14 protein-coding genes are annotated in these 18,348 nt (G+C 67.5%); 5 read left to right on the top strand and 9 right to left on the bottom strand.

The annotated features are described in order from the left end of the window. Positions 1 to 24 precede the first annotated feature (24 nt). Together F5544_RS44410 and F5544_RS44400 are read right to left on the bottom strand one after the other, a co-directional pair. Complete coding sequence (locus F5544_RS44410; RefSeq protein WP_428847208.1) at positions 25 to 4,887, bottom strand: alpha-(1->3)-arabinofuranosyltransferase; 4,863 nt, start codon at positions 4,885 to 4,887, stop codon at positions 25 to 27. 4 nt (positions 4,888 to 4,891) lie between these two features. Beyond that, entirely contained in the window at positions 4,892 to 5,062 is a 171-nt protein-coding gene (locus tag F5544_RS44400) for a DUF2613 domain-containing protein (protein ID WP_167478672.1), read from the bottom strand. Positions 5,063 to 5,219: 157 nt separating this feature from the next. Here F5544_RS44400 and F5544_RS44395 point away from each other — a divergent pair, with 157 nt between their 5' ends. Further along, positions 5,220 to 5,444: a hypothetical protein gene (locus tag F5544_RS44395; protein WP_167478671.1), complete on the top strand. Its 225-nt coding sequence runs from the start codon at positions 5,220 to 5,222 to the stop codon at positions 5,442 to 5,444. Here F5544_RS44395 and F5544_RS44390 read toward each other — a convergent pair. Together F5544_RS44390 and F5544_RS44385 are read right to left on the bottom strand one after the other, a co-directional pair. Beyond that, positions 5,364 to 6,533, bottom strand: coding sequence for an isochorismate synthase (locus F5544_RS44390; RefSeq protein WP_167478670.1), 1,170 nt, complete (start codon positions 6,531 to 6,533; stop codon positions 5,364 to 5,366). The two genes, F5544_RS44395 and F5544_RS44390, sit on opposite strands and share 81 nt — an antisense overlap. A 99-nt stretch (positions 6,534 to 6,632) precedes the next feature. Then, the gene (locus tag F5544_RS44385) at positions 6,633 to 7,121 is read right to left on the bottom strand and encodes a universal stress protein (protein WP_167478669.1); all 489 of its coding nucleotides are present in this window, start codon (positions 7,119 to 7,121) and stop codon (positions 6,633 to 6,635) included. Positions 7,122 to 7,408: 287 nt separating this feature from the next. On the opposite strand from F5544_RS44385, the gene F5544_RS44380 reads away from it, so the two are divergent. The 3 genes from F5544_RS44380 to F5544_RS46950 all read left to right on the top strand — a co-directional run bounded on the left by F5544_RS44380 (position 7,409) and on the right by F5544_RS46950 (position 11,242). Continuing rightward, positions 7,409 to 8,560 (top strand): glycoside hydrolase family 3 N-terminal domain-containing protein, encoded by a 1,152-nt coding sequence (locus tag F5544_RS44380; protein ID WP_167478668.1) that lies wholly within the window; start codon positions 7,409 to 7,411, stop codon positions 8,558 to 8,560. A 250-nt stretch (positions 8,561 to 8,810) separates the two neighbouring features. Next, positions 8,811 to 9,410, top strand: coding sequence for a TetR/AcrR family transcriptional regulator (locus F5544_RS44375; protein ID WP_167478667.1), 600 nt, complete (start codon positions 8,811 to 8,813; stop codon positions 9,408 to 9,410). Between the two features lie 227 nt (positions 9,411 to 9,637). Next, positions 9,638 to 11,242 carry a DUF5685 family protein gene (locus tag F5544_RS46950; protein ID WP_238846985.1) on the top strand — a complete coding sequence of 535 codons (1,605 nt, stop codon included), beginning with the start codon at positions 9,638 to 9,640 and terminating at the stop codon, positions 11,240 to 11,242. Positions 11,243 to 11,322: 80 nt separating this feature from the next. On the opposite strand, the gene F5544_RS44360 is transcribed toward F5544_RS46950, so the two are convergent. Together F5544_RS44360 and F5544_RS44355 are read right to left on the bottom strand one after the other, a co-directional pair. Then, the gene (locus F5544_RS44360; protein WP_167479924.1) at positions 11,323 to 12,189 is read right to left on the bottom strand and encodes a MaoC family dehydratase; all 867 of its coding nucleotides are present in this window, start codon (positions 12,187 to 12,189) and stop codon (positions 11,323 to 11,325) included. After that, positions 12,189 to 13,547 (bottom strand): 3-oxoacyl-ACP reductase, encoded by a 1,359-nt coding sequence (locus tag F5544_RS44355; protein WP_167478666.1) that lies wholly within the window; start codon positions 13,545 to 13,547, stop codon positions 12,189 to 12,191. Before F5544_RS44355 ends, F5544_RS44360 begins: the two co-directional genes overlap by 1 nt. A 254-nt stretch (positions 13,548 to 13,801) precedes the next feature. Between F5544_RS44355 and F5544_RS44350 the strand changes: the two genes are divergently transcribed. Then, entirely contained in the window at positions 13,802 to 15,136 is a 1,335-nt protein-coding gene (locus F5544_RS44350; protein WP_174867672.1) for an acetyl-CoA C-acetyltransferase, read from the top strand. Between the two features lie 9 nt (positions 15,137 to 15,145). Here F5544_RS44350 and F5544_RS44345 read toward each other — a convergent pair whose 3' ends face one another. The 3 genes from F5544_RS44345 to gnd form a co-directional block, all read right to left on the bottom strand. Further along, positions 15,146 to 15,301 (bottom strand): hypothetical protein, encoded by a 156-nt coding sequence (locus tag F5544_RS44345; RefSeq protein WP_167478664.1) that lies wholly within the window; start codon positions 15,299 to 15,301, stop codon positions 15,146 to 15,148. A 56-nt stretch (positions 15,302 to 15,357) separates the two neighbouring features. Then, on the bottom strand, positions 15,358 to 17,112 hold the full coding sequence (locus tag F5544_RS44340) for an SDR family oxidoreductase (protein WP_167478663.1): 1,755 nt from the start codon (positions 17,110 to 17,112) through the stop codon (positions 15,358 to 15,360). Between the two features lie 174 nt (positions 17,113 to 17,286). Continuing rightward, complete coding sequence (gnd, locus tag F5544_RS44335) at positions 17,287 to 18,318, bottom strand: phosphogluconate dehydrogenase (NAD(+)-dependent, decarboxylating) (protein WP_167478662.1); 1,032 nt, start codon at positions 18,316 to 18,318, stop codon at positions 17,287 to 17,289. Positions 18,319 to 18,348 lie beyond the last annotated feature (30 nt).

Genomic DNA, 18,348 nt, shown 5'->3' with positions numbered 1-18,348 from the left:
GGTCAATACCGCATGGGGCGTGCGTTATTCGATGGTGCGCCGGGACGGCAGGGCGGCTATGCCGAGCGCGATCACTGCGACCAGGGCCGGGAACTGGGCCCACAGGGATCCGCCCATATATCCGTTGGGGAAGCGCCACGGGCCGGTGGACAGTGCGGCGGCCGACATCGCGGTGCCGACTCCGGCGAGAATTACCAACGCTTTTGGCGCATAGCGCGGCAGGAAATGGGCCGCTGCGATACCGGCGACGGCCAGTCCGGCGCCGACCGGACCGGAGATCAGCATCGCCGCCGCGACGAGCGCGATGGCTCCGGTAATGCGGGTCCCCCAGGTGCGTGACGTTGAATTATCCTGGGTAGCAACGTGATTAGTAGTCGATCCGTCATGGTCCGATGTCAAGGACAGGCCGCTGCCGTCTGCGAGCGCATCGGCGTCCCGCCTACTGGATCCGTCGTCGACAATTCCGCTGGGTTCGGGTGCGATGTCGCTGTATCCGACGCCGCTGCGGACCTGCTCACCGGGCGATGACGAAACATGTTGCATTGCACCGCTTCCCGACGAATTCGTGATATCAGACCGGGATCCGGGTGCGGGGCGCTGGCGCGAGACTTCCGCTGTTTCGATGGGCCGATGATCGGCCGCTTGGGATCGGAATCGGTTCCAGCGCAGGCGGAATGGGCGGCGGCGTGGAATCGCGAGGACGATCAGCGGGATCAGTAGGAAGAGGCCGCCGAAGATGCTCAGGCGGTACCACCGGTCGATCGGGAACGAGACGGTGATCGGGCCGACGGCGTCGGCTGGCAGCAACCACGCCTGCTGCCAGCCGTTGACGACTATCGGGGACAGCGTTCGGCCGTCCGCGGTATGTGCCTGCCAGCCGACGTTCGTGCTCAGCGGTAGAACCAGCAGTTGAGTTCCGGCGGGTGCGACAAGTCCAGAGGGGGCAACAGCCGCTTGGGAATCCGGGGTTCCTGCCGATTCGCCGACCGCGACCGTGCCGAGACTTCCTCCGGAGCTGGAGCTGGAGCCGGATACAGATGAGGCTGCGGTGCTGGGGTCCGATGCGGCACGGGTCAACCGCAGCCGGTCGACGGAGAACATCTCGGTCGGTGCGACGGTGACATCGGCGCGGCCCTGCGGAATATCGAAGGTGGCATTCGAATCCGCCTGGGCCCCATCGTAATCAGTGCAGACCCGAGCCGGTACCGGTGCGCCGGAGCGCAGCTGGGTGGCGGTGGCGGTGACGGTGGTGTGCAGTGTCCGGCCGCCGAGCGCGATCACGGGGCCCGCGCCGCACGGAATGGTGATGAGGCGATCGGGGGAGGCGGGCGCCGGGTAGTCGGGTCCGATGACGCTCACCTCGGCGAGCCCGGCGGGTTGGGTGAGGACGAAGCCGAGCGCGGTGCGGTCGAGTACCGGATGCCAGTCGAGCAGGCTCACCTCTATCCGGTCGGTCACCTTGGGGTGCAAGGAGATTCGTGATGCCTCGCCTCGTTTGCCGTCGAGTTCGCGCACCTGCGGACCGTCGCCGAGGTTGACCGCGACCGTGGCGGGTTCGGCGGGCAGACCACCCTTCGACGGGGTCAGCTCGAGCCCGGTGACCAGCGCGGGCGCGGGCAGTTCGATGGTGAGCGTCGGCTTGCCGCCGGTGATCCGGCGGACCGAATCCTCCGGCGCGGTCCAACTGGTGCGCGGATCGCCGTCGGTGGCGGCGAAGGCGGACCCGCGCAGGTCGCCGACGTCGGCCTGACCGCGCGCTACCGGGCGATCATGGTCGGTGAGCAGCGCCGCGAGCGCCGGACCCTGCCGGGTGCGCACGGTGAGTTCCGGGGCGACAGTCATGGGCTCGGGCACCGAGAGCGTCCGCTCGAAGGTATTTGGCTCCTCGGGCGCGAGCGCGAGACCCTTGTGGCAGCGCACCCGGTCCGGTGCGTCGAAACAGGCGCTGCGGCCGGGGAATTCCTGTCCGAGATCCCAGCCGTCCACCCGGACGCCGGGCGGGGTCGGCGGAAGTACGGTGCGGTGCCTGATATCGACGTGGACGGGCGCGGCGCGGTTGGTGTAATCGTCCAGTGCGAGTTCGCTGATGCCGAATTGTCCACCGCGGGTGCCGCCCTCGGTGTGCGCCGCGGTGATCCGCACCCAGCGAGTCCGGCCGGGAGCCAATGAAATCTTCACCGGCTCACCGGGTTTCGGAATCTGCGCGGAGACGGTGCCGTTCTCGGTCGCCACCTCGACCCAGCGCACCGGATCGCCGATGGCGGCCGCGCTGGTGGTGAGGGTGAGCAGCCCGGACCCGATCGGCTTGTCCAGGTCCAGCTGCAGCCACTGTCCCAGTGCGCGTTCGGCCCCGTTGCTGATCCAGGCCGTCGACGGATCACCGTCGACGACGGCCGCGGTGGAACTACCCGGCGCGCTGCCGCCGATCTGGGTGGCATCCGCCGCCGAACTCGATGCGGTGATGGTCGCGCCGGACCATTCGCCCTGAACCAGTTCGGCTCCCGGCACCAAGTAATCGGGCACCAGATTGTGGGTGCGGCGCGGATCGGACGGCGCGCGCAGCGCCGAATTGTGGTTGTCCACCTGGCCGAAGTCGGCTTCCCGGTTCATCGGCGTATCGGTCACCAATACCGAACGCAGCGGCACCCCGGCCCGCTCGGCGTCGGAGGCCAGCACCCACGGCGCCTTTCCGTCCAATGCCGATGTCGCGCTTGATGTTTCGAGTCCGGTCACGGGCGCTGGTGCGCCGTCGCGATTGAGGCGCTCGAGCACCTCGGGACCACCCTGAACGACTCCGGCGGCGGTGAGCGGGACGGTATATGCGCCGGGAAACGAGCCGGGTGCGCCTGTGCCGCCGCGTATTCGGATCGGCGTGCCGGGCGTGCGGGTATCGACCCGGTAGATCTCGATCGCCGGATAGGTCGGGCGGAGATCACCGTCGACGACGAGATCCCGTGCGATGGCGGTGGATTCGACCGGCGCACCGAATTCGGCCACTTTGGTCAGCCCCGGCGAGCCTTCGATGGCCTGATGCGCCGGCATCGGCCTGGTCGAGCGGGAGGTTTCCGGGTCGAGGTCGTTGCGCAGCACCACAATTCCGATGCCCTGATCGATCAGGGTGCGGGCCAGCCCGGCGGATGGGCGGCCATCGGCGATGAGGCGCTGCACCGAATCCATGGCGCGAATGGTGCCGGGCGGATTCAGCGGTACCGCGTCCCGGATCGCCCACGGTGTACTAGCCAGTGCCTGCAGCGGCTCGTCGCGGGTGAGCCCCCAGATCTGGCTGCCGAACGGCGCGCCGGGCACCACCAGTGCGCGGGTATCGGAGGCATTGTGCGCCAACCAATCCGCGGTCTGCTGCCAGTAGGCGGGCACTCGGTCGTACGCGCCGCGCGGTGCGAGCTTGCCGGTCCAGGCCAGCGAGGTGGACAGGGCGAGGGCGGTCAGGATCAGTCCGGCCACCGCGACCGAGCGGTTGCGCTCCGGATGGGCGAAGGCGCTGCGCCACACCGGCATCGGCACCGAGGCGGGCAGCGGCACCCGGGCCAACAGGTGAGCCAGGCCGAGCACCAACGGAATTCGGATCAGCGGCTCCAGCTTGTGCACGTTGCGCAGCGGCGCGCCACCGGAATCCAGGAAGATCCGCACCGATTCGGCGAATGGTCCGCCGAGCTGTCCGGCGTATCCCGCGCAGATGCCGACCAATCCGACACACAGGATCAGGGCCAGCCTGCCGCGATTCGGCATCGAGCGCATCGCGAGTCCGGCCATGCCCGCGGCCGCCAGCAGTCCGGTCGCGAGCACGGCCGCGGGCTGGGTCACCAGCACCGCGCCCGCGATCCGCTCCGGCGAGACGAACGGCGTCCAACTGTCGGTGCCGCGCAGTACCTCCGCCAGCGACGCCCATTGCGTTGTCACACCGGAGGATTCGATGTAATCGAGGAACGGTGGACTCACCTTGCCGAGCAGCAGCAGCGGCACCGCCCACCAGAAGGTCGCCAGCACCAGCAGCGGAATCCACGCCGCGGTGAACCGCAGCCACCGCCGGTCGGGCCGGAACGACCCCCACCACAGCGCCGCGGGCAGAAACGCAGCCACCGTCGCAACGGCATTCACCGACCCCATAAGCGCCAGCGCCAGCGCGCTGCCCGCCGCCGATTCCGCACCCCCGAACCGCCGTGCGCCATCACCCATCCCGCGCGCAAGACCCCGCAGCCACCGCCGATCAGCTGGCACGCTGGCAAAGCGATTGCGCCCCGCCCCTCGGATCCACCTCCGGTCAGTCGGCACGTCGATGGAGCGTGCGGCCCGCTGCGCGACCGCGGAATCGGCCGAGCCGATGTCGTCCGCCCCCGTTCCGGAGCGCCGCCCGCGCATCGCGACTCCGAGTGCGGCGGGCGCGAGTAATACCCACGGCGCCAACATCATCGGCAGGGTCTCCGATGAGATGGACCCGAGCGTGGTGAGCACGCGGGGGGATAGTGCGAAGGTGATGGCGGCGATGACGCGCGAGCCGCGGGTGCCGATGCCGAGCAGTTCGCAGAGCCGGATGATGCCCCAGAAACCGGCGAGCAGCAGCAGGGCCCACCAGATTCGCTGCGTCACCCAGGCGGGTATGCCGATCAGGTGTCCGGCGGAGAAGAAGGCGCCGTGTGGAAAGAAGTAGCCGTAGGCCTGGTTCTGCACCTGCCCCATGGGGGCCTGGCTACTCCACAGGTGAGCGGCGCGGTCGAGAAAGCCGAGCGGGTTTTGCGCGAGGTCGTATTTGGTGTCGGCGACCGTGCGGCCGGGGGCCTGCAGAAAGGTCAGCAGAAACGCCGCGGCGACGGTCCCGGCGAACCAGCGCCGACCCAGCGGCGCGGTTGCGTCGGATGGAGCGGAGTTCAGCGGTTCAGCGGCTGCCGTACTGGACGTTGTTGAGTAGCGAGGAGTCCTTGTCGCCGCTGCGGTCGACGGAGGGCACCGTGTTCTGTTCGACCGCCATCGTGACCAGCAGCACCGCGACCACGCCCAACACGCCGCCGAGGACCGCGCTGGCAACACCGGGGACGGCAAACTTCATCGCGCACTCCAATACATCGAGGGCAGGCACATTCCCGGCCAACCTAGCAGGAGCATTACGGTCGGCCTACCTTCAGCCCACGGTTTCATCGCGAAGTGCCCACCGGGTGGTTCGCTGATGCACCATCGAACTGCGAGGTTCGCGGAAGGCTCCAGACATGGCTGTCGATCGTTTTCAGGTGCGGGTTGTCCTGGTGTTCGGCGAGCAGGCCCAGCTGGAGACGCCGTGGAGTACCCGGGAGACGCCGGTGTGGGTACCCGCGTCGGATATCGCGCAGCAGGCGGAACTGCCCGTCAACGAATTACCGGGGCGTCTGTTCTGGGTGACCCGGGACGACAACGGGCTGAGCGGTTTTCGGCTCGTCTTCGATCCCCGACTCTGAATGTTCCGGCACCGCGCAGTGCAGTCCGCCGAGCAGGGTGCGCAGTTTGGCGGTGGTCTCGTCGAGTTCGGCCCGCGGATCCGAGGCCGCGACGATGCCGCCGCCGCCGAAGGCGCGCACCGAGCGGCCGTCTGCGGACAATTCGGCGCAGCGGATCGCCACCACCCAGGCGCCGTCGCCGTATGCGTCGCACCAGCCGACGGCCCCGCCGTAGAAGCCGCGCTCCTCCTCTATATCCGCGATGGTGTCGAGTGCGAGTTCGGTCGGCGTGCCGCAGACCGCGGGCGTCGGATGCAGTAGGACGGCCAGGTCCAGCGCGCTGACCGCGGGGTCGCGCAGCGTGCCGGTGATCGGCGTTGCCAGATGCCAGACCTCGTTGGTGCTCACCAGTTCCGGCCCGTCCGGAATGTTCAGCTCCCGGCACACCGGGCCGAGCCGTTCCCTGATCCAGTCGATGACGAAGGCGTGCTCGTCCCGATTCTTGTTGCTGGCCAACAGTTCTCGTGCCTGTGCGAGATCGGCGGCCGGATCGGCCAGCCGCCGCGCCGTACCGGCGAGCGGTCGCAGCATGACGGTGGCGCCGCGCCGCTCGACCAGCACCTCGGGTGTGGCGCCGACCAGTGTCCCCAGGCGGCCGGATGGGGAAAGATCCACCGCGAAGACGTTGGCATGTGGATGTCTTGTCAACAGGTGTGCGGCAGTCAGTTCCGGATCGAGCGGGTCGGCGGCCTCGGCCAGTACCGATCGCGCCGCGACCACCTTGCGCAGCGGTAGCGCGGGGTCATTGAGTTGTTCGATGAGTTTGGTCACGCGGGCGATGTGTTCGGCCGGGCTCGGCATCTCGCTGACCACCCGCACCGCGGGCAGTTCGGGCAGGGCGGCGGGCCGCCACGGGCCCGCGGTGTGCTCGGCGTGCGCCGGAATGTTCAGCGCGGCGGGCAGCCTGGGATCGAACGGCAGCGCGCCGACGACCAGCTCGGCCGATCCGTCGCGCAGTGCGCGTGCCGCACCGGCTACCTCGTCGAAGGTCCCCCGCGTCCCGGAAGCCCGCAGCACACCATCGGGCCTGGCGAGCAGAAATCCGTACATGCCCCGACCCTAACCCCGGCAAACCGATGGATTGGGGTCTAGCGACGGAACTCTCACGTCGGCTAGCTCACCTGTGTAGAACCCGGATCTGTGGAAACCCTAGTGTTCCGATTTTCCGGGTTGTTTGCCGGGTGGGACCATCAACACCGGGCGGTGGCAGTGCTTGAGGACCGCGTCGGCGACGCTGCTGTGCAGCAGGGCCCGGATACCGGTGGCGCCGCGGGTGCCCGCCACGATGATGTCGACATCGAGATCGTCGGCGCATTCGACGATGGCGTTCCAGATGGTCGTCGTGCATTCGGCGGTGCGGGCCTCGGCGTTGAGACCGGCCAGCTTGGCCAGCCGCACACCTTCGGTGTTGATGGCCTTGGCATCGACGTAGGCGATGTCCTCGATCTCCTCATCGGGAACCCATTCCGGCTGCATCACTCCGGAGATGCCGGAAAGCCGGGCGGCCTGACGCACCATCGGCTCCCATGCGGTGAGGACGACGGCTCTGTTCGCGGTGAGGAAACGCCCGGCGTATTCGATGGCCCGCTTGGCGTTCTCGGATCCGTCGTAGGCGATGAGCATCAGATCGCAGGGCACGATGACCTCCAGGTGGGAGTCTCATGACTACCCAATCAGGGTACCCCGGACGGGTGCCGCGTACTCGCTTGCCGCGCGAGGAAAATCGTCGACAAAGAATCCGATGACCAGCGGAAACTTAATATTTCACGATCGGTCCCGAGCGTGCCGCGGCGTTGGCGAAACAGATGTCCCGCCAACGAATATGGATCGGGGTGGACGGGTAAACCGTTGGTGGGCAAGGTCATTGGATCACCGAACCTACCCACGCGCATCGCGACGCGGTCCGCGCATTACGGTGTGGTTCCATGCGGAAGACGCCTCTCGTCCTGCTCGCACTGCTGGCCACCGTAGCGACCTCCTGCTCCGGCGGCACCGGCGCGGCCCCCTCACCGACCCGCACCGCCGAATCGAAATCCGGGACGCCTGCCACCTCTGCTGCGCAAAAGGCTTGTGGCGCAGACTATTTGGCGCAGTTCACCACTCGCCAGAAGCTGGCGCAGCTGTTGACCGTCGGCGTTACCGACGCCGCCGACGCGACGCGGGTGGTGCGCACCGAGCAGGTCGGCGGCATCTTCGTCGGCGGGTGGACCGATCGTGCACTGCTGGCCGACAAGCAGATCGTCGACGTGAAGGCCGCCGCGAAAGCGCCGCTCATCGTGACCATCGACGAGGAGGGCGGCCGCGTCTCCCGGGTGAAGGATCTGATCGGCGCCGCACCGTCCGCGCGGGTCACCGCCCAGACCATGAGCGCCGACGAGTTCTATCAGGCGACGCTGACCAGGGGTCGCGCGTTGAAGGACCTCGGCGTCACGGTGAATTTCGCCCCGGATGTCGACGTGAGCAGCCAGCCCGACGATTCGGTGATCGGCGACCGCTCCTTCTCCGACGATCCGGCGGTCGTGACGAAGTACGCCGACGCCTACATCCGCGCCATGCGCGAGGTCGGCGTCGGCACGGTGATGAAGCATTTCCCGGGGCACGGCTCAGGTTCGGGTGATTCCCACAAGGGTGCGGTCCGCACGCCGCCGCTGGATCAGCTGCAACAGGTCGATCTCGTGCCGTTCCGCGCGCTCGTCGGGGCGGGGGCGGGTGTGATGGTCGGCCACCTCGACGTGCCCGGGCTGACGACGCCCGACGTTCCGGCCAGCATCAGCCCGCAGGCCATGCGGTTGCTGCGGGACGGAACGGGTTACGGCGCCGCACCGTTCCAGGGCCCGATCTTCACCGACGATCTCGGCGGTATGGCCGCGATCACCAATCGGATGTCGATCGAGGACGCGGTGGAGGCGGCGCTGGAGGCCGGCGCCGACAACGCCCTGTGGATCACCACCGATGCGGTATCCAAGGTGCTCGATCGGCTGGAACAGGCGGTGCAATCCGGAAAACTTCCGATGTCCCAGGTCGATGCGTCGGTGCTGCGGATGGCGAAGTTCAAGGGTGCGCCTGTGCAGTGCTGAGCCGAGCCACCGCTGAGCAACTGTTTCTGCCGATGCGGCTCACCGGAATCTGACTCGACGTAACATCAGACTTTCGCAAGAACATGGGTAACTCACCGGGGACGGGCTAACTCGACCAGCGATCTACCGCTGGCCGCCAACATAAATCTCGCGGCACACAAGTCTGGCCTGAAGACGCGGGGAGGCGGAATGAGCGTGCCGGAACTTACCTTGGAGTAATATATGAGCTTCACCATGCGGTAGGAGAGTGATGGCGGGCGGAACGAAGCGACTTCCTCGAGCGGTTCGTGAGCAACAGATGCTCGACGCCGCCGTCGAGGTGTTCTCGCGCAAGGGGTTCCACGATACTTCTATGGATGCGATCGCCGCGGAGGCGAAGATCTCCAAGCCGATGCTCTACCTCTACTACGGTTCCAAGGACGAACTTTTCCGCGCATGCATCCAGCGCGAGGGTCTGCGTTTCATCGAATCGGTGGCGCCCGCGGGGAATCCGCTGCTCAGCCCGCACGAGCAGGTGCGCACCGCGCTCGAGGGATTTCTCGGCTTCGTCGACAGCAACCGTCGCTCCTGGCAGGTGCTCTACCGGCAGGCGATCGGACAGCAAGCCTTCGCCTCGGAAATCGAGAACGCCCGCGAACGAGTCATCGAGCTCACCGCGAAACTGCTGGAGTCCAGCGCCAAACACGCCGAACCCGGCACCAATTTCGATATCGTCGCGGTCGCCGTGATCGGTGCGGGCGAAGCCATCGCCGACCGGGTAGCCAGCGGCCGCATCGAGGTCGCCGAGGCAGTGGATCTGCTGGACGACCTGGCCTGGCGTGGTCTCGCGGGGCGTAAAAAAGCAGAGTAGGCGAGCGCCTCGTGGGGGATTGCGGTCCGGCGCGGATTGCGGTCGGGCTTTGTCCGGTAGTGCTCATCGGGTACGAGTCCGGCTCGGCGCGTCCGGCTTGCCGTTGCGGCGGCGGCCTGCCAGAGTTCGTGACGGCCCGGTGCTAGCTTTCCGGCGCGTGTTGGGCCCGGTGGCCGCTTCGGCCGCTGAAGGGTGAGCGCCGGACGGATAGGGCGAAGGTGTTCGGGTTGCTCAGGCCGTGTGCGCACGGCGCGGCGAAATACGGAATCGACGCGGCGCAGTGGCGCGCCCATCTGTGCGGACTGTGTCTCGGGCTGCGCGACGGGCACGGTCAATCCTTCAGGGCCGCAACCAATACCGACGCGATCCTGTTGAGCGTGCTCACCGAGGCGCAGCTGCGGGAACCGGTGTCGCGCACGCAGGCGGGACGCTGTGCGCTGCGCGGTATGCAGCGCGCCAGCGTCGCCACCCCGGGTTCGCCGGGTGTCATGCTCGCGGCCACCGCGTCACTGCTGTTGGGGGCGGCCAAGATTCGCGACCACGTCGACGACGGCGACACCTCGCGGCTGACCGGGCGGCCGATGACCCGGATATCGAACCGCTGGGCCGAGCGTGCGCGAGCGCAGGCCGCGCTGATCGACCTGGACGTGAAACCGCTTATCGCGGCGATAAATTCGCAATACCACCTGGAGCAGCGCGCGATGCGCGCTCGAAGCGCTTCCGTATCGGGCGCGATCGGCGTACTCGAGCGGCAGACCCACGCCGACCTGCCCTGGTCCGACGGCGATGCGACTTCGGACGGCACCCGGGCCGACGTTCCGTCGCGCCGCGATCGGATCGCCGACCTCGGCGACGGCCGGTCCGGCATCCCGACGCTGGACGAACTCACCGCACCGACCCAGTTGTGCGCGGCGGAGTTATTCGCGCACACCGCGGTGCTGGCGCGGCGACCGGAGAATGTGGATGCGCTGCGCGAAGCGGGCCGCCACTTCGGTCGCATCGCACATCTGGCCGACGCGGTCGAGGACTATGACGCCGACCTCGCCCGCGGCCGCTTCAACCCGCTGGCCGCGACCGGCACCGCCATACCCGAGGCGCACGACCTTCTGCGGCAATCGAATTCGAGCTTACGCAGCTCCATCGCCGCCGCGGGACTGCAGCATGTTCCGACTGTTCGCTGGATGTTGCTCGATCCGCTGCGCGCGGTAGTGCACCGACTGGGCCGCGGCATCGGCGCGGTCTCCACCCACGCGTGCGGTACCGCCCATCATCGAGATCAGCCGGGAGATAGTCCGAATTCGCCTGGGCAGCAACCGTTTTGGTCGGATCGTAAGCCAGACTCTTTCGAGCAGCAGCTGAGTCTTCCTGCGCGGCAGTCGAGTAGCCGCATTCAGCAGCTGGGTTTTCCCGGTCAGCGGCCAGTCCGGCCTGATTCGCGGCCGGGTTCCCCTGAACAGCAGCCGGTCGGGACTGGTCCACAGCCGGGGCCTGGGCAGCAGCCGTGGTCTCCCGATCAGCAGCCGACATTTCCCGGCCAGCAGCCGAATTTCCCTGGGCAGCAGCCGGTTTGGCCCACCGCCGATCCCGACCTGCCAGTGGCCGCACCGATCCAGCCGCCGGGTCTACTGGAGGGAATCGGCCTGCTCCTCGGCCAGTACTGCACCGGTTACGCATGCTGCGCCGACCATCGTCGCCCATGCAGTGGCGAGCACAAAAAGGCTTGGATGAAACGCTGCGAGTGCGACGACTGCTGTGATTGCGACTGCTGCAGTTGCTGCAGCGGCTGTGACTGCTGTGATTGCGACTGCTGCGGCTGCGACTGTAGCTGCTGATCCAGCCGGGTTCGGAGGGATCGGCAGGTTTGCGCGAAGGGCCGCAGCCTTATCAAGCTGCGGCCCTTCGTATTCGAAACTCAGCGCAGTGTCGCGGTGAGGTGGGGGTAACCCTTCTTCGGGTTGCGCAGGGCCAGGTCCCAGCCGCCTTCGACCTGATCCGCGTAGACGTTCACGGTGGAGGGCAGCAGGATCGGCTTGCCGAATTTGACCGCGTACGTTGCCTTTTCCGGTATCCGGCCCTCGATGTTCGCGAGAATATTGGCCGCGGACCACATTCCGTGCGCGATGGCCTTCGGGAAGCCGAATGCCTTGGCGCCGATGGCCGAGGTGTGGATCGGGTTGTGGTCGCCGGAGGCCGCGGCGTACCGGGTGATCATCTTCTGGTCCACCCGGATGGTTCGCATCGGCGGTGGCGGCGTCTCCTCCGGCTTCGGCTCCTCCTTCGGCTGATCCGACAGCGAGGTGCGCTGCTGGTGCAGGAAGGTGGTGACCTGACGCCAAACCTGTTCGCGCCCAACGCTTACCGAGGTGATGGCGTCGACCAGTAGGCCCTTCGGATGCTCCCGGAGGTTCTCGATGTGCGTGCGGAAGTCCAGCGGTTCGCTGACCGAGATCTCCCGGCTGCGTTCGATCAGGTTCTGCGTGTGCACCGCGCCGACCGCGGCGAACGGGAAGTCACGCGCGACGACCAGCTGCATCGCCAGCGGGAAGCTGAGGATGAACGGGAAGGTCAGCGGCAGCGCGTCGCCGAACCGCAGCCCGGTCGCGTGGCAGTAGGCGGCCAGGTGATCCGGGTCCACCTTCAGTCCGTCGAGCCGGATGACCCGGTCGGGCAGGGTGGATTTGCGCGCCGAGAGCAGCGGCACCGGCAGCGCGCCGAGCGCGGCCTTGACGAATAGTCCGCTGTTCTTCGGCGGTTCGGTGAGCGTGATGGTCTTGGTCATCATGCTCCGATCAGTGCCTGACCGCAGACGCGAACCACGTTGCCGCTCACCGCATTCGAGGCAGGGCTGGCGAAGTACGCGATGGTCTCGGCCACGTCGACGGTCTGACCGCCCTGGTACAGCGAGCTGAGCAGGCGGCCCGCCTCACGGGTGCCGAGCGGGATGGCCGCGGTCATCGCGGTTTCGATGAAGCCGGGGGCGACGGCGTTGATGGTGACACCCTTTTCGGCCAGCTTCGGCGCCTCGGCGTTCACCATGCCGATGACGCCGGCCTTGGACGTGCCGTAGTTGGTCTGGCCACGGTTGCCCGCGATGCCCGCGATGGAGGATACGTCGATCACCCGGCCGCCCTCCTTCAGCGCACCGCGCGCCACCAAACCCTCGGTGATGCGGTGCGGCGCGGCGAGATTCACGCCGAGTACGGCGTTCCAGCGGCCCTCGTCCATATTGGCGAGCAGCTTGTCCCTGGTGATGCCCGCGTTGTGCACGATGATGTCGATGCCGCCGAAGCGTTCGGTGGCGAATTCGGCGAGCTTCTCCGCGGCGTCGGGGGCGGTGACGTCCAGCGCCAGCGCGGTGCCGCCGACCTTGTTCGCGGTGGCCGAGAGCGCCTCGCCGGCGGCCGGGATGTCGGCGACGATCACCTTGGCGCCGTCGCGGGCGAACACTTCGGCGATGGTCGCGCCGATGCCGCGCGCCGCACCGGTGACCACGGCGACCTTGCCGTCCAGCGGCTTATCCCAGTCGGCGGGCGCGATGGCGTCCTCCTTGCCGACCCGGATCACCTGGCCGTCGACGAACGCCGACTTGGCCGAGAGCAGGAAGCGCAGGGTCGATTCGAGTCCGGTGGCGGCGCTCGACGCCGCGGGGTGCAGGTACACCAGCTGTGCGGTGGCGCCGCGCAGCAGTTCCTTGCCGACCGAGCGGGTGAAGCCCTCCAGCGCGCGCTGGGCGATCTGCTCCTCAACGCTGGCGGCCAGTTCTGGCGTGGTGCCGATGACGACGACGCGGCCGGAGGCGGCGATGCTGCGCATGGCGGGCTGGAAGAATTCGAACAGCTGCGCCAGATCGTCGATGGTGCCGAGGCCGGTGGCGTCGAATACCAGCGCGCCGTACTTGGTGCCGGAGCTCAGCGAATCGGCGAAGGTGTAGTCGGACAACAGGTTTCGCACCGCCTCGGCCGCGCGGCCCTTACCGCCGAGCAGTACGGGGCCGGGCAGCGGCGGTTCGCCCTTGACGTAGCGCCGCAGGGTTTCCGGCTGCGGCAGTCCCAGCTTGCTCGCCAGGAATGCGCCGGGCGCGGAGTGTACGAACGATCCGTAGAGGTTGGGAGCACCCTTACTCTTGCTGGCTGCCACTGTTCCTACCTTTTCTGTGTGTGATCGACGACGTGCACGGGACCTTGGTCGCAAGTTACCGCGCACCGCTTTTGTTTGTGGGCTCGCCCGTTTGCTCTTGTCGCGCAGTCTTGTTACGCACATTTGCGGCTACGGTGTCGACAACAAACTTACTCCAGAGTAAGTTTAAAGTAAACCAATGCGACGGGGCGCCGATCCGTGCGGAAATATCCGCGCAGGCATCGGAGCCGCCGGACAACCTCATCGACGAGACCATGGAGACTCGAGTGACTACCAAAGCCCGTTCGGCGAAGTCCGCCGCAAAGACCGGTAAAACCGCCCGTCCGGTCGCGATCGTCGGCGGTAACCGGATTCCGTTCGCGCGCTCGGACGGTAAGTACGCGCACGCGTCCAACCAGGACATGTTCACCGCCGCGCTGAACGGCCTGGTCAGCCGGTTCGGGCTGCAGGGCGAGCGGCTCGGCATGGTCGTCGGCGGCGCGGTGCTCAAGCGGGTCGGCGAGCACGGCATGATCCGCGAGAGCGTGCTCGGCAGCACCCTCTCGCCCTACACCCCGGCGCACGACCTGCAGCTGGCCTGCGGCACCGGCCTGCAGTCCATCGTCACCGTCGGCGACGCGATCGCGCTCGGCCGCATCGAGGCGGGCGTCGGCGGCGGCACCGACACCACCTCCGACGCGCCGATCGGCGTCAGCGAGTCGATGCGCGAATGGATGCTCGACGCGAATCGCGCGAAGAGCAACAAGGATTACGCGAAGCTGGTCGGCCGGCTGCGCCCGAGCATGGTCGGCATCGAGATCCCGCGCAATGCCGAACCGCGCACCGGGCTTTCCATGGGTGAGCACGCCGCGATCACCGCGAAGGAATTCGGCATCAGCCGCGAGGCGCAGGACGAGCTGGCCTACCTTTCACACACCAGGATGGCCGCCGCATACGACCGCGGTTTCTTCGACGACCTGGTCACCCCGTTCCTCGGCCTGACCCGCGACGACAACCTGCGGCCGAATTCGACCATCGAAAAGCTTTCCACGCTCAAGCCGGTTTTCGGCGTGAAGCTCGGTGAAGCCACCATGACCGCCGGCAACTCCACCCCGCTCACCGACGGCGCCTCCGCGGTGCTGCTGTCCAGCGAGGAATGGGCGGCCTCGCGCAACCTGCCGGTGTTGGCCAATCTGGTCGACAGCGAGGTCGCCGCGGTCGATTACGTACACGGCCCGGACGGCCTGCTCATGGCGCCGACCTACGCGGTGCCGCGGCTGCTCGCCCGAAACGGCCTGACACTGCAGGACTTCGACTACTACGAGATCCATGAGGCGTTCGCCTCGGTCGTGCTGGCCACTCTGCAGGCGTGGGAATCGGACCAGTACTGCAAGGAGCGGCTCGGCCTCGACGGTGCGCTCGGTTCGATCGATCGCAGCAAGCTCAACGTCAACGGATCGTCGCTCGCGGCGGGTCACCCGTTCGCGGCGACCGGCGGCCGCATCATCGCCTCGACCGCGAAGCTGTTGGCGGAGAAGGGATCCGGCCGCGCGCTGATCTCCATCTGCGCGGCGGGCGGTCAGGGCGTCGTGGCGATCCTGGAGCGCTGAGTCCGGAAGTCATCGGCGGGCGGCGGTATTCGATCGACGATCGTATGCCGCCGCGTCGTGTTCCGCCCAGGTGCCCGCTGTCAGGCCCGAATGGCCGTAGCGCAGCCCGATCACGAATCCGCGGATCACATCCACCAACGTTTTCACGAGACGGGGCGCGTTCACACCATCAACGTAGGGCGTTCCCAACGCTGGGATGTCATCTCCCGCAACGGGATCGCTTACCGGATGAGCCGGCCGTGCGCGGCGGCGAAGCGGACGACGCCGGGCGCGAGGCGCCCGAAGACGTACTGCGCCCGCGCCTCCGGTGTCACCGGGACCACCGATTTGTTCTTCCGCACCGCCCGCACGATCTGCTTCGCCACCTTGTCCGGACCGTATCCGCGCAATCGGTAGAGCCGGTCGTAGAACTGTTGCTTGCGTGCCTCCTCTGCCGCGGAGATGCCCGAAATCCGGGTGGTGCGAACGATATTGGTGTGCACGATGCCGGGACAGATGGTGCTCACCCCGATTCCGCTTCCGGCCAATTCGGCCCGCAGACAATCGGAGAACATCAGAACCGCGGCCTTACTCGTCGCATACGCGCTGAATCCCTGCTGCGGCGTATATCCGGCCATGCTCGACAGGTTCACGATGTGCCCGCCTATCCCGCGTTCGGCCATCGGGCCCGCGAAGGCGCGGCAGCCGTTGACCACGCCGCGCAGGTTGACGTTCAGCACCCGGTCGAAGTCCTCCGGTTCGGTGTCGAGGAATCGGCCTGCCTGCCCGACGCCCGCGTTGTTGATCAGCACATCGGGCACGCCGTGCGCACCGATGACGTCCTCGGCATGTTTGCGCATCGCCGTATCGTCGGCGACGTCGAGTTCATAGGCATGTCCCGCGCCGCCCGCCTGGGCGATCAGCGCGACGGTCGCCTCCGCCGCGATCGGGTCGATATCCGAGACCACGATTTCCGCGCCCTCTCGCGCGAAGGCCAGCGCGGTGGCGCGCCCGATTCCGCTGCCGCCGCCGGTGATCACCACCAGTTGATCCTGAAATGGCCCGCGCCGTACGCCCATTCGCGCTCGGCGCAGCGTACGTGACTGTGGCGCAGCGCTTGTCGCGTCGATCAGTTCGATCGTGGCGGAGGCGAGCAACCCCGGATGTGAGAAGGGCAGCCAGTGGCCGCCTTTCACCACGCGCAGCCATACCTTGTCCGCCCAGCGGGTCTCGTCGGCGTAACTCGATTGCCGCACCGCGGGATCCCGGGTGCCCACGATGATCTGCACCGGCACGGTGGTGAACGCGTCGCGGGCCCGCAGCGGGTTCGCCGCCAAGGTGGATCGATAGATCCGCAGCCCGCTCGCCATATCCTCCTTGAAGCTCGGGGCCAGGTGGATCCGCTCCGGCGGCGCCCCTTCGGCGGCGGAAAGCATACTGCGCCAGCGGGTTTCGTTCATACCCAGCTTGATGACGGCCTTCGGCAACACCGGCAGCGAGAACGGAATCGAATAGGCGAACGACCCGAGCTGCGCCAGCGGCAACGCGAGATTGCGTGGGGTCGGCCGGGAGAGCCGACCGCGCGCCCAGCGGGCGACGTGCGCCAGGCTCGGTCCGGATACCGAGGTGAACGACGCGACAAGGCGGTCGGCGTCGGGTCGGCACACCACCTCCCACATCGCGACGCTGCCCCAGTCGTGCGCCAGCACGTGCACTGGGCGGCCGTTGCCGAGTCGCTCGATCACCGCGATATAGTCGGCCGCCAAATTGTCCACCGAGATCGCCGCTGTGCCAGTGGGATTCGATGATTCGCCGTGTCCGCGGTTATCCACGCTCAGCACCCGGAAACGGTCGGTCAGCTCGGGCACCACATTGCGCCACAGATGGTGGGTATCCGGCCAGCCGTGCAATAGCAGCACTGTCGGACCGTCCGGATTGCCCTCCTCGAATACCGCGAGCTCGACCTCGCCATTGCGGACCATGTGCTTGTCGGCCATGCGTCACTCCACATTTCGGATCCGCCCAATGCGGATATCCGAATCAATTCTGTCTCAGACAATCCGAATCGGGAAGCCCCGGATCCGAACGTGATATTCGGCCACGCCGGGCCCACAACGAAAACGGCCCTCGCACTTCGTATTCCATGAAGTGCGAGGGCCGCTGACGCGAAATTACTGCTTACCGGGCAGCTCGTTGTGGCCGCCGAAGGCCTTGCGCATGGCCGAAAGCATCTTGTCGGCGTAGAGCGATTCGCCGCGCGAGGAGAAGCGGGCGAAGAGCGCGGCGGACAGCACCGGCGCCGGGACGCCCTCGTCGATCGCGGCGTCGATGGTCCAGCGGCCCTCACCGGAATCGGACACCCGGCCGCCGAATGTCGACAGCTCCGGATCGGCGTGCAGCGCGCTCGCGGTGAGGTCCAGCAACCACGAGGCGACCACCGATCCGCGCCGCCACACCTCGGTGACCTCGGGGACATTGATGTCGTACTGGTACCACTCCGGGTTGTCCAGCGGGGTCTCCTCGGCGGAGTGCAGGCCGTTCTGGTCCAGGCCGATATTCGCCTTGTGCAGGATGTTGAGGCCCTCGGCATACGCGGCCATCGCGCCGTATTCGATGCCGTTGTGCACCATCTTGACGAAGTGGCCCGCGCCGGCCGGGCCGCAGTGCAGGTAGCCCTGCTCGGCCGCCGACGGCTCGCCGGTGCGGCCCGGCGTGCGCGGCGCGGCGTCGACGCCGGGGGCGATCGACTTCAGCAGCGGTTCGATATGCGAAACCGTGTCGGCCTCGCCGCCGATCATCAGGCAGTAGCCGCGCTCCAGCCCCCAGACGCCGCCCGAGGTGCCGATATCCAGGTAGTGGATGCCCTTGGGCTGCAGCGCCTTGGCGCGCTTGATGTCCTCGTGGTAGCGGCTGTTGCCGCCGTCGATGATGATGTCGCCCGGATCCAGCAGCTCGGCCACCTCATCGATGACGGCGCCGGTCGCGCCCGCCGGGATCATCACCCAGACGATGCGCGGCTGCTCCAGCTGTGCGACGAAGGTCTTGTAGTCCGTTGCGCCCTGGAAGCTGTCGCCGAGTTCGTCGACGAACTCCTTGATCTGCTCCTCGTGCCGTGAGTATCCGACGGCGGTGTGGCCGTCTCTGACGATGCGGCGCACGATATTGGCGCCCATCCGGCCGAGGCCGATCATTCCCAGCTGCATGCCATCATCTCCCTCTGTGTTCGAGTTGCG

This window comes from Nocardia arthritidis, assembly GCF_011801145.1.
GTDB lineage: Bacteria > Actinomycetota > Actinomycetes > Mycobacteriales > Mycobacteriaceae > Nocardia > Nocardia arthritidis_A.
The sequence above is the reverse complement of the archived record's forward strand: the minus strand, read 5'-3'. Positions and strand labels throughout refer to the sequence as shown.